At 58.5% G+C, this 12,028-nt stretch carries 10 protein-coding genes; 6 read left to right on the top strand and 4 right to left on the bottom strand.

What is annotated here, in order from left to right; genetic code table 11:
• Nucleotides 1-3: 3 nt before the first annotated feature.
• The 3 genes from BLV92_RS01520 to zorA are packed head-to-tail and all read right to left on the bottom strand — an operon-like array spanning nt 4 to nt 4,364.
• Nucleotides 4-1,638: an EH signature domain-containing protein gene (locus BLV92_RS01520; protein ID WP_167626993.1), complete on the bottom strand. Its 1,635-nt coding sequence runs from the start codon at nt 1,636-1,638 to the stop codon at nt 4-6.
• Entirely contained in the window at nt 1,635-2,354 is a 720-nt protein-coding gene (locus BLV92_RS01515) for a flagellar motor protein MotB (RefSeq protein WP_090541621.1), read from the bottom strand. The genes BLV92_RS01520 and BLV92_RS01515 overlap by 4 nt, the downstream gene beginning before the upstream one ends.
• Nucleotides 2,355-2,360: 6 nt before the next feature.
• Nucleotides 2,361-4,364: an anti-phage ZorAB system protein ZorA gene (gene zorA / locus BLV92_RS01510; RefSeq protein WP_090541619.1), complete on the bottom strand. Its 2,004-nt coding sequence runs from the start codon at nt 4,362-4,364 to the stop codon at nt 2,361-2,363.
• Nucleotides 4,365-5,139: 775 nt separating this feature from the next.
• Between zorA and BLV92_RS01505 the strand changes: the two genes are divergently transcribed.
• The 3 genes from BLV92_RS01505 (at nt 5,140) to BLV92_RS01495 (ending at nt 8,334) form a co-directional block, all read left to right on the top strand.
• Nucleotides 5,140-6,192, top strand: a complete 1,053-nt coding sequence (locus BLV92_RS01505) for a hypothetical protein (RefSeq protein ID WP_208862114.1) — start codon at nt 5,140-5,142, stop codon at nt 6,190-6,192.
• Nucleotides 6,193-6,392: 200 nt separating this feature from the next.
• Entirely contained in the window at nt 6,393-7,184 is a 792-nt protein-coding gene (locus tag BLV92_RS01500) for a DUF6602 domain-containing protein (RefSeq protein ID WP_143040637.1), read from the top strand.
• Between the two features lie 328 nt (nt 7,185-7,512).
• A complete protein-coding gene (locus tag BLV92_RS01495; RefSeq protein ID WP_090541613.1) occupies nt 7,513-8,334 on the top strand; it encodes a hypothetical protein in 822 nt (273 codons plus the stop codon).
• A 202-nt stretch (nt 8,335-8,536) separates the two neighbouring features.
• On the opposite strand, the gene BLV92_RS32455 is transcribed toward BLV92_RS01495, so the two are convergent.
• Nucleotides 8,537-9,250 carry a hypothetical protein gene (locus tag BLV92_RS32455; RefSeq protein WP_244283729.1) on the bottom strand — a complete coding sequence of 238 codons (714 nt, stop codon included), beginning with the start codon at nt 9,248-9,250 and terminating at the stop codon, nt 8,537-8,539.
• Nucleotides 9,251-9,525: 275 nt separating this feature from the next.
• On the opposite strand from BLV92_RS32455, the gene BLV92_RS01485 reads away from it, so the two are divergent.
• The 3 genes from BLV92_RS01485 (at nt 9,526) to BLV92_RS01475 (ending at nt 12,012) form a co-directional block, all read left to right on the top strand.
• Nucleotides 9,526-9,867, top strand: a complete 342-nt coding sequence (locus BLV92_RS01485) for a hypothetical protein (protein WP_090541611.1) — start codon at nt 9,526-9,528, stop codon at nt 9,865-9,867.
• Between the two features lie 109 nt (nt 9,868-9,976).
• Nucleotides 9,977-10,942, top strand: coding sequence for a DUF932 domain-containing protein (locus BLV92_RS01480; RefSeq protein WP_090541609.1), 966 nt, complete (start codon nt 9,977-9,979; stop codon nt 10,940-10,942).
• A 74-nt stretch (nt 10,943-11,016) separates the two neighbouring features.
• The gene (locus tag BLV92_RS01475; RefSeq protein ID WP_090541607.1) at nt 11,017-12,012 is read left to right on the top strand and encodes a YqaJ viral recombinase family nuclease; all 996 of its coding nucleotides are present in this window, start codon (nt 11,017-11,019) and stop codon (nt 12,010-12,012) included.
• Nucleotides 12,013-12,028 lie beyond the last annotated feature (16 nt).

Raw genomic sequence — 12,028 nt, 5'->3', positions numbered from 1 at the left:
TGCCTACTCCTTAAACCAGCCACGGCCGGCCCTGAAGGAAAATCCCATGGTTTGCAGTTTCCTAGCGAGATGCGACGAGCGCTCGGTTTCGTAAACCCAAAGAGCGCCGCCAGCGCCTCGAAGATCCTTCACCTCGACGCGCCCATCAGCGACCAAGGTTTCAAGGTCCGGCACACATGCGGGCCGTGTTTCCGGCTTTTTCCCGATGAGCTTAGTCAACTTGTCGTCGAACTTCTGCTCCCAGCTCTTCAATGCGACCGGCGAGTCGCGGTGGCGGATCGTGTCTTCATTGTCATCACCCTTGAGCTCGGTGATGTGGACCCCTTCGCTCGCCCGCCCGGAGTTGAGGGATTGCAAAAGTGAGGGGCTCAGCGAATCCCATCGAAACAGATAGAAGGCATTCCCGCCTGCGCCAAACTCGACGGCCAAGTAGGCGCCGATTCGCATAACAAACGCGTTGTTGTCGGCCGTGGTGCCTTCAAGATTCAGCAAGCGCCCCTTTGCCCTCTCGCGGAACTCGCCAAATTTCCCCCCTCGTCGGCTCGACGCCGAAGAGCCCAGCGCGAACCACATGTCCTCCACAAACGGCACAAACCTCAGCCAGTAAGCCACTCGCCTCTTGTCGTTGATTCCATCGACGCTGAGAAGCTCGAAGAAGTCGGCGACCAGCCGCTCTTTGAGCCAAAAGAACACCATCTCCCGCGCCTGATCATCAGCCTTGTCGCCAACACGGACATACGCGTCCCAATGGGTCCGTCGAAGCCATGGGTTGCCAATCGTCGATGTGGCGGCGTCCCGCAACGCAGGCTGCTCGGGCCGATCGTCGCATCGCGCATAGCGCGATACCAGATGGGCGACGCATCGAATTCTCAAGGACTCGCTGATAGAAACGCCCGAGCGTCCCATAGCGATCGCAAGCAAATCGGGCAACGCAGATTTGAACAGCGGATCTCTAAGGTCCGCGGCGGCTTTCATTTGGGCGAACACCGCCTCGTCGATCACCCATGAAGTCTCCGGGATCGACAACCCATCCCGAGCGTCATTGAAACTCGACGCGTCGCCCCGGAGAAGATCGGAGCCAAACTTGTCACATGGCTGGTTGGTCAGCAATTCTGGATGGCGCAACAGCGTTTCGAACCAAGGGGGCTCGAAGTCGAGGAGCTTTCCTATGCGGTCGCGCTCGGCCCGAAGCCATCCGCGCAGGCCGCGCCACCCCGTCTTCGATTCGAGACTTGCATCCTTGCTGTTGAAGGGAAATGAGAAATAAGTCGACAGCAGAGCTTGGAAGCATCGCAGTCGCCGATGCGCCTGCGACTGCTGCTCGGCCATGCGGGCGACAGTGCCCCGCAGCACCTCGTCCGCCAGCACAGACCAACCTTTGCTGTCCAATGCCCCGATGCCAAGGCAAACATATTTGAGATCACGGAATCCGCCGATCTGACCTGATCTCTTGAAATCCGCGATCGCGGCCAAGATCGAGCGAGAATCGGCGGCGATGGCCGCCCCGCCATGGTCGTGCTGGACGCGCTTGCGCGCGCGGGCCATCTCCTCCGGGTCCGACCATGTTTCGGGCGACACCAAGCTGCCCGCGAAGGATCGCGTGAGCGCAGTTTTAAGGATGGCGAGGGCGTCGATCATCGGTCGTTGGGGCATCTCAGCCCGGGGTCCAATGGAATATCGGGTGGCGGCTCCTTGGCTGAGCCCAAATCGCGAAATTCCAGCTTAATTTCGACGCGCCGCATTTGGGCCGCGCTGCTCGATGTCGTATTGAAGGACGAGCCGCCCGCCAAGAATAGCGTTTGGATCAGCGCGCGGTCAGCCGCCGACAGTGCGTCCGGTGGCTGCGTGCTCAGCAAGGCGCAGAGCACCCGCTGCGAGCGCAGATAGCTTAAATTCAGATTGAACAGGTAATCGCCCGTCTTGCTCGCGAAGCCCTCGACCACAACTCGCTTCAACCACTTGTCGCACTTGGCCGATCGGGCCACGTCCAGCACGCGTGGGACGAACTTGCGGACGAAGTGCTCGTCGTCAGGATTCTCGAACTTGTGCGCATTGTCCTGGAACTGGACCAAGGTGCCGAAGTCGATGGAGTGGCCGCGCACGGTGACGCCCTTGAATACATCAAGTTTCGTCAACGCATCCACATCGGCGACGCAGCTCTCAATGGTCTTGTCGCGCTCCTCTGTCGCCTTCTTGATCTGCTGCAAGCCCTGCGTGACCGCCATCAGGGCCACAGCCATAGCCACCAGAAACAGCACCATCAACGCCGTCATCAAATCCGAGAACGAAATCCAGAATGGCTTCTCGCCATCATCTCGGGAGCCGCGCCGCCTGGGAGCTTTGATTCCAAGCATGGCCTATCACCTCCGAGCGGGAATGTCGTCGACCACGTCGCCCAAGTTCTTGATCGCCCCGGACAGCAACTGGACCGAACTCGACAACTCGCTCTGGAACTGACGGTTTCCATCTCGCAAAGTGCGCTCGACATTTTCTCGGAACGATTCATGCGCCTTGACCAAGACCTCGCTGACGCCTTGGAGATATTCCTCGGATTGCTTCTGCGCGATGGCAAGTTGCTGGGCTGCGGTTTCGATGCGCCCTATGATTTCGGACGTCATCGACGCGTCGCGCTTGGCGTTCTCGAAAGTGCGCTCCAACTCCGCGACCATCAGCGCAAAGGTGTCGCGCGTTTTTGCGTAGTCGGCAAAGATCGCACGCGCTCCATCGGTGGAAGTGGTGAGCTGGGCCGAGGCGGCTTTGATCGCCTCCGTCGCGACAACCGACGCCTGCATGGTCTCAGACACGCCCTGACCGGCCTTTGCGAAATCGGTGGCGGCGACATAGAGCGTTTCGGCGCCGGAATTCATGCCAGAAATCGCTTTATCGGTGGCTTGCGCGAGGCTTGCCACCGTGTTTTGCAGCGATTTGTTGGTCTCCATCGATTGGGCTAGCAACTTCTCGACCTGGCTCGACAGCGAGCCGATGGCCTGCCCCGTCGTCTGCTCAAAACGCATATGACGCTCGCCTTGAGATTCCGCGGCCTGCTCGGCCTGTTTTCTGAGTTGCTCAACGACTCCGGCGACCTGGTCACCCACCACCGTCAGCGTGTCTTTGAGCTTCTGTGACGACTCGGTCTGCGATTCTGACACCAAGGCTTTTATCTGCTCGACGAACGCCCCCATCTGGGCATTCATCGCCGTCTGGCGGGCATCCATAGCCTCCAACGCCTTGCCCAGACGCTCGCCCATGGCGTCGACCGTGTTGGTCCCTGCCGCGTTCATGTTCGCGGCGAGCTGCCCAAACTGGATCGCAGTGGCCTGCATGGATTCACTTGCCTTGACCATCAATTCAGACATGCCCGCCATCTGCCCGCCAAACATCTCGCGCATTTGCGAGGCGAAGCTCGCCAGAACGTCCGTCAGCATCTTGTTGACGGCCTCGCCTTGGTTTGAGCTCACGCCCTGAACGGCCTTGGTGATCGCGTCCATGGGGCCGCTGAGACTCTCTGCAATCACCTTGCCCATGTCGACCGACATCTGCCCGACGTTCTGCGCCTGCGCTTCCATCTGTTTGGTGGCCAGCGTCGTCAATATTTCTTTGAGGTCGGCGACCAGCGCATCCTTGATCTGGGCAGACTGGGTGGCAGCGTTTTCTGACGAGATGGCGAGCCGTTCGAGATACTCTTCCCCCGCGCCGCCTTGAAACAGACTGTCGATCACTTCGCGCAACTGCTCTACTTGACGACAACGCGCCGTGACCAAGGACTTTTCGATCCAAGTGAACAGCATTGCCAAACCAATCGCGGAAGCGGAGACAAAGAAGGCATGTCCCACTGAGTTCACAAGACCGCGGAGCTGTTCTTGCGCCTTGGCCGGGTCGATCGACACATCGAAGTGAATCAGCCCTTTGATCAAGCCCAAGAAGGTGCCGATGATCCCTAAACCAGTCAAAATTCCCGGAAGGTGCTTGAAATACTCCGTCTTGAGGCGGCTCTCCACGACGGCTTGCTCGGTGAAGAAGCTCTCGGCTAAGGCGGTCGAGCGCCAACGCACAAGCAGGATCTGCCCGTGCTCATCGGCTCTCTTTTGAGGGTGCAGCGTTTTACGGTATTCGCTCCACAAATGGCTGAGCGCCGGCCCCGACATCGCTTTCTCGCCGATCTCGTCGAGCTCGGTGATATCGCCCTTGATATTGGAGCGGATCGCCAAGAGCGCCGTCAATGACTGCTTGAGCTCTCGCGACAACTTGTTCGACTGACCGACAAAGCGGACCACGAAATCGATCGTGATGATGACCAGAAATACGGCCACCAAGCCGATGTGCCAATAGTCCCTGGCTAGCCCTTGGAGATCGACGCCTCCCATATTGGACTTCCTCTAATTCATTTTTGATCTTGTCTAGCGCCGCCCGATGCAAAAAGCCGAAACACGCCCACTGCCAGCATTAAATGGAAGCGAGCGCTGCCAACCGTCTAACCCTCTCCACGTGTGAATGCAAAAGTCGAACGGAGACTCACGCGAAAGCTTTCTGCGAACGAGCGGGCACTAACCCCGGCGCGAACTAAGCGCAGTCCACACCTTATATCAAGTTCGCTCAACTCGCGAAATAGGCCGCCGAATTTAAGCGGACGGGCGTTGCGGAAACCATGGCCCTTGCTCCATATATGCGTAGCGGATAAGAACCTCGCGCGTTCTCCTTTCCAACTCTACAAAAGTCCCCAGCATTCGAGGGCGACAAGACCGCTTGCGGCGCGAGTTTGCCCCCTTCGCCAGCCGTCGTCACCGCGCAGCCCACGAGTTGTTCGGGCGGCCAAGCCGGCCACCAGACGTCGAGCGACGGTGCCAGCCCGTATCGCGGACGCGTCCGGGTTCTTGACTAAACGACGGGCAATCTGATCCAGAACGACCCCTATACCCAGGGCAGGGAGCAGCATGTCGAAGGCGAACCGAATTTACGACTTGCTGACGTCGGACGCAGAGGCTCGGGTGAACGCATGCAAGAAGGGCATGGACAACACCCCGAGGGCCAAGCCGGGAATGCCAGGTCGGCGTTAAGGCTGCGCTACACTGCGCAACAGGATACGACTTTCAGCATCCTTGGATGCCAGTTCCCCAAAATCCGAGCGCGCGGAAGGGATCAATGAAGCCCCCATTCAAAAAGACAATAATTGGTGCAGCTGCGGAATTGTCGGAAGCAGGTTTGCCCGGTCCGTCGAAGTTCTCCGTCGTGATCACCCCCTTCGAGCAGAAAATCAACAAGCGCGGGCCGTTTAAGCTGTCGAAGGTCACCGACGAGTACCCATACTTCTCAGATCTCTTGAACCAGATCGTTCAACAATCGATTCGAGAGCTCCCGGACTTCTCCGACGACAGCAAGATCGCCGTCATGTCCGATTTCGGTGGCGAACATGCGAGCGCGCGGTTTTATACCTACTCGTTCCTTTTCCTCGCCTACAACAAGGTCGGGCCATTCGAAGAGAAGGTGAGGGAACTGCGAAAGAAGTACGGCCTGCTCGAACACTACAGCGAGTTCGCATACAAAAAGCTTGCGTCGGGTGCCAAGGCACGAGCGCTTCCCGAGTATCTGCAGTTGATCGATAGTTTCATCCATGGCGCGATCATTACCATCGCGATCGATAAGCGGATCGAGACCGTATTCGGTGCGCAAAAGAAACAGGCTCATCCGGTCATGGTTAAGCATCTGCAAGAAGAAGGCCTCGGAGAATGGCATGGCCCGGGAGCAGAAAAGGTTCTTCGCGTAGCCAACATCATCGCGGCGTTCGCATCCTTGCTGACTCACGAAAACCAAAGGTTACTCTGGTACAGCGATAGAGATCTGATAAACGAGGACGGCAAGAAGTGGGACTTCACGCATACGCAGCAGATACTAGTCCGCGTGCTTGGCATGTACCTGTCGCATAAGCTCGACGTCGTCGGGTTTGCGAAGTCCTTCGACAAGAAAAGCCACCTGGACGATCTGCTCAGCGTGCCGGATTTGGCCGCGGGCGTCGTACAGGATTTGTTACTGCAGAACGAGAGGGGGGAGGATATCCCAGGCGGTGATGAAAAAGCGATGGTCATGCGATGGATTGCGACGCCTGCGAAATACCTCTCGAAGCTCACCGTCCAAATAACGCGGACGGCTGATGGCGGAATAGGCTTCGGGAGCGTCGATATGGTCGTCAAGCGATAGCGGAAGTGCAATCGCAGAGAGATTAGCGAAATTGAGTCCAGCATGGGCCAGAACTCTCTACGCCCAGTGCCATACAGAGTCCAATCGACTTAAAATAATGGAAGCCAACCAGCTTCCCTTTTGGGTAACCAGTAATGCGTGAGAAAATACGCCTTAGGAACTTTCGGCTACAGGAGCTACTATCCTCAGCGTCCGAGCGAATGCGATTAGACCTTGCTCAACAGTTGGTCAGCCATCCGGGAGAACTGGGTCGTGAGCGCGAAGAGGTCGTAAGGGAGTTCTTGAGAAAGTATTTACCTAAGCGCTTCGAGATCGCAACCGGTTTCGTCTTCGACGCCCATGAAAAAGTCAGCGAGCAGGTCGATATCATCATCGCGGATTCTTTTCGTTGCCCGAGGTTCGAAACGGTGGGTGGTACTCGGTACTTTCCATGCGAATCAGTCGTCGCCGTTGGTCAGGTCAAGTCATCCTTAACGTCTACCGAGCAATTCAGAGCCGCACTGCTCAATCTCGAGTCCGTCAAGGAACTGGATCGGTCTGGCGGAGGACGTGCTCGTGATCAGGCGACGCGTGAACCAATTGAACAACTCGCGAATCATCTTCATCAAATTTTTACGTTTGTCCTTGTGACGGGAAAGTCGCTGTCGCGCATGATAGCGACTGAAACGATGATGGAGTTCGTTCTCGAGCGAGACGCTCATCTTTGGCCCAACGTAGCCCTTGCCATGGACCAATGGCTGCTAACCTACTGCTGCGATGAGGGAGTTTGTCCAAATCCAATGCACGCCCGCGGGGTAGCTTCGCAGCCAGCGGATGGTCAGCAGGATCTGGTAATGCGCTTCTACTTGTTACTCGCACGCGCGATCGAAGTTACAGCCGTCGCAAACTTGCCCTACACCGCATACCTGCATCGGATGGGGGACTGGACCGCTGAAGTATTCTTTTCCACAAGGGACACGCCGCCGCCCTACCTCGAATCGATCCCGCGATAATGTCTGTTTCGTGAATGTCCGCCGACTGCCGATACTTTAGCCGTGTAGCTAGACACGAAATCGCGGCGGAAATCATTGAGTGGGAAAATCCGCAGAAAAGCGGCACCCCATATGGCGGGAGGGGCGTGCTTCCCGTCCTAGGAAGCACGCGATACAGCCGGAGTCACCCAACGCCAGAAACCGCCGTCCCCCGGACCGGAGTCCGGGGGGTGGTCACTGACAAGCCATACCCCCCATCATGAAAGTTCTAGAGCCAGAGCGCTCATGGTGGAGGGTTGCGGGTTCGCGAATGCATAATAGCAAAATTCAGAATCTCAGTAAAAATTTCATGACCACTTTCGTCGCTTGGGTCGGGGCAGATTCCCGCGGCATGACCTCAATGTACTTCGCAAGCGATAGCCGCTTGTCGTGGGACAAGGACAAGAAGAACGCTTGGGATTGCGGGCAGAAGGTCTACGCATCAAGCGTAGCGCCAGAGATTTTCGGATTCACCGGCTACGCTGTAATACCGCAGAGCATTATCAGCAAGGCGTGCCAACTGGTCGACAAGGGCCTTCGATCGCCCAACGACGAGAAGTCGATCGAAGGGCGAGCCGACTGGTTGCGCATACTGGTTCTGCGGGAGGCTGAGAAGCACCCTAAGATCAAGGACGAAGACTTCACCATTTTCTACGGCGTCCGTATCGGGCATGGCATGCCCGGTCGTTCCTCCTTTCATCTCAACACTTACGCATGGGACTCGAAGCTCAAGCAGCTCGCGCATGCCTGCATCCCGATGCCAGTGTGTTCCGCGGTCCTGAAGATCTCAGGCACCGGTAGCGACGCCCTGGGCGAGATGAAAAAGATCTGGGACGCGTCCGATCAAGGCAATACCAGCCGAACGATGTTCAGCGCGTTCTGTGATTCGCTCAGGAATGGCAAGGACCCTTATTCGGGTGGCGAGCCGCAACTGGTCGGAATCTATCGGGAAGGTCCTGCGAAGATCTTTGGGGTCGTCACCGAGAATGGTCCAAGCTTCCAGGGGCAACTGGACACCCCGCTCTCGCATCTTGCGAAGATCGAATGGCGCGATCCGCTATTTCAGCGTGTTGACGCGTGTGGAAACGTCCTCAAGAAGGCGCAACGTCACGCACGTCCCGCCGGAGTATGATCTCACCATCTCGCTCAGCATCAGACGCGACGATGGTCTGCGTGTTACGCAGCGGCTCCATCTCGTCGCGAGCCGACCAATTAAGGCGCGGCCCGGAAACTGTAGCTCGGGGAAAACTCAGTCTCTTTCAGCGACGTTGAGCCCGACAGAAAATGGGAAGCGACGCCGTTATGCACGGACGACATACCGTTCAGCCGCACTGTTAGTCCTGGCCGGCCTCAGAGACCGTTGTACCCGAATCCAACGCATAAATCTGGGACAGGATCTCCGCGACCAGTTCCATGGTTCCGAGCACTTGGTTCGTCAACATCGACGAGCCATGGGCCAATTCGTTCCGCAAACCAGGAAGGCTCTTTCGCAATATCTTTACCAGATCCCAACTCTGATCGTCCGGGGTGATGTTGATCGACTCTTCCTCGTCGATCTCCACGCTTTCAAGTTGTTGGTCGATCATAGCTTGGAAAATCTCCATTGATCGGCGCTGCCGCGCGCGGCCTTCTGCAGCCTGATGCCAACGACGAAAACCTTCGTTTCGGACGAGACCTTGGTCTATCGCATAACCGAGCAGGCCAGCAAGCATCGGTTGCCGCTGCCACGGACGCTGATACGGCTCAGGTAGTCGATCGGGAAGCCGGGCTCTGAGCCCAAGCTCCAGTGAGAAAAGCGCCTGGCTTTGAGCCACCGGAAAGAAGCGGTACACGTGCCATGCATACAGATAGAGGTTGCGAGCATTCTCGAACTGGGTGGCCACGGCCTCCGGCACGCCGATGGTGAGCTGAATAGCTTCGATGTCGCGGTGGTGCGCCGCGAGGGAAGGCAGAGTCTCCCCGGCGAACATCGTCGTGCGTGGGTCTGGTTTGGCTGCGGTGTCAGGGCTCCGCAAGCTTTCGGCGGCATTCAAGATCGTCGATTTCATGACAGGTAATTACGAGGCTGACGCTTCGGAGCGATCTCGCGCGCTTCGCCGAAGTTGGATCAGCTCTACGGGGTCTTCGTGCTTCGCTGGATACCCCGGAATACCCGGCAGCAGGCAGTCATGCGGGCATTCGTGACAAGAGGCAGGTTATGGTCAAGACCAGACCGACACAGTACCCGAATCGCAAAAAATCTCACACATATATCACCTCGTTGAGCATCCATTCGGAATGCCTGGGCAACGCCGTTTTCCCTGACCCCTCACGAGGCTGATACATGAACCATTCTCTTTTCTGTCCCCGCTGTAACTCGCCGCGCATTGCAACGCGCGACTACGCTCGCAAAGCCGGTGGTGCCGTGGGCGCTGCGGCTGGCGCTGCCGGTAGTGCCGCTGCCGCACTCGGTGGCGCCGAAGCCGGCGCTGCCCTCGGCCTAGTCGCTGGCCCTGTCGGCTCGATCTTCGGCGGACTAGCCGGTGCCCTGATGGGGGCGCTGTTCGGAGGAGCGGCGGGCTGTGCTGCCGGTTCCGCCGTCGGCGAGCAGATCGACACCCACGTACTCGACAACTACGAGTGCTCGGCGTGTGGCTATGCCTTCAGCCAGCAAAGCACGACCTGACCTACCTCAACGTTTTCGCTGTTCCCTTTTTATGGGCAATGCCGATAGCCCTCTGGGGCTATCGGCATTTTTGCTTTCTGTTTCCCGTTATCTATGAGGATATTTTCAAATGCACCTCGTCACCAGCATGGCTTACGTCAACGAGACCCCGTGGCACGGCCTCGGCAACCCGCTCGCCCCCAACCAACCCATGGAAGTCTGGGCTAAACAGGCCGGCATGGACTTTACGATCGAATCCGCCGACGTGCGCTACGTGTCGGGCAGTGCCGGTACCAACCTCGGTTCGATCCACGCCTTCCCTGAACAGAAGGTGCTTTATCGCTCGGATACGAAAGCGCCACTGTCCGTCGTCTCGTCGCGCTATCAGGTCGTGCAGCCTATTGCACTGATCGAGTTCTACCGCGATCTCGTCGAGGCGGGCGGCTACCAACTGGAGACTGCTGGCGTACTGCGCGATGGCAGAAAGCTCTGGGCGTTGGCACGTACCGGCCAATCCGTGTCGCTCAAGGGCAAGGATACGGTGAACGGCTATCTGCTGCTCTCGACCTCGTGCGACGGCACGCTCGCCACGACGGCGCAATTCACGTCGGTGAGGGTCGTGTGCAATAACACCCTGCAAATCGCGCTTGGCGATTCAGCGGGAGCCGTGAAGGTGCCGCACCGTTCGCAATTCGATGCCGCCGCTGTGAAGCGCCAGCTCGGCATCGCGATCTCTTCGTGGGACGGCTTCATGGTCCGCATGAAAGCTCTGTCCGAATGCAAGGTAAACGATGCCGCCGTCGAAACGTTCTTCCGCCGTGTGCTGACCTACGCGGTCGGTTCGGGCCAGCCGGTGCCCGCCACCAACGATTCCGCCATCAAGGCCGTGCAGTCGCTCTATGCTGGCAAAGGCATGGGTGCGGCGCTGGCCTCGGCATCCGGGACGGCATGGGGACTGGTGAACTCCATCACCGAGTACGTGGATCACCAGCGCCGCGCTCGCAGCGATGACCACCGACGCGATGCTGCGTGGTTCGGTACGGGGGCCACGATCAAGCAGCGCGCATGGGACGAAGCCATGAAGATGATCGCATGAGTCCCATCCATCACTCATGTCATGCCCGGCCGGGATCGTTCCTGCCGGGCATCGTCATTTCTGGAGGTTGAAAAATGCCTTTGCCTGAATTGGTCGGGCGCGGCCGGCATCGGCCGGCGCTACGGCTTGTCGAAACGAAAGACCTCGCGCGCGAGGACTGGCTGGAAGTGAGGAAATCCGGGGTCGGTGGCTCCGATGCGGCCGCTGCCGTGGGGCTTTCACCGTACAAATCGCAACTCGAACTCTGGATGGAAAAAACGGGCCGAGACGCGAACCTGCCGAAGCCCAATCCCGACGACACAACCGAACCCGTGTACTGGGGCACGCTGCTTGAACCCATCGTCGCCGCTTCCTATACGAGGCAGACCGGCAATCGTGTCAGGCGCATCAATGCCGTGCTCCGCCATCCAACGATTCCATGGATGCTCGCCAATCTCGACCGCGAAGTCGTCAGCGTGCCGGACGTTCAAATTCTCGAATGCAAGACGGCAGGCGAATTCGGTGCGCGGCTCTGGCGCGACGGTGTGCCCGAATACGTGCAGTTGCAGGTTCAGCATCAGCTTGCCGTGTCTGGCAAGCAAGCCGCCGACGTTGCTGTGCTGCTCTGCGGCCAGAAGCTCGACGTGCACCGCATCGAGCGCGACGACGCGCTGATCGCTCGCTTGATCGAACTAGAAGCCGCGTTCTGGAAGTACGTCGAATGCGATACGCCGCCACCCGCCGATGGCTCCGAATCGGCGGATCGCGCGCTCCGCTGCCTGTATCCGGGCGCGGGTGGCACGGTCGATTTCACGGACGACCGGACGCTATCAGCCACGTTCGCCGATCTGGTCGCCGTACGGGCCGATATCGAAACGCGTCAAGCCATCGAGTCGCAGCTCAAGCAGCAGATCCAGCAGGCCATGGCCGAGGCCGATCGGGCGCAGTTCGAGACGGGTTCCGTGTCGTTCAAACGCAGCAAGGACGGCTCTGGCGTCGATCTCAAGCGCCTGCTCGCCGATCACCCCGAGTTTGCTACGCAGTACGCGATCACGAAACCGGGTTCGCGCCGGTTTCTCGTATCGACCTGATCCGCTTTTCCATTCC

Origin of the sequence: Paraburkholderia caballeronis (assembly GCF_900104845.1) — a bacterium.
Taxonomy (GTDB): Bacteria; Pseudomonadota; Gammaproteobacteria; order Burkholderiales; family Burkholderiaceae; genus Paraburkholderia; species Paraburkholderia caballeronis.
Note: the sequence above shows the minus strand (reverse complement) of the source record. Positions and strands in the feature narration are given on the sequence as shown.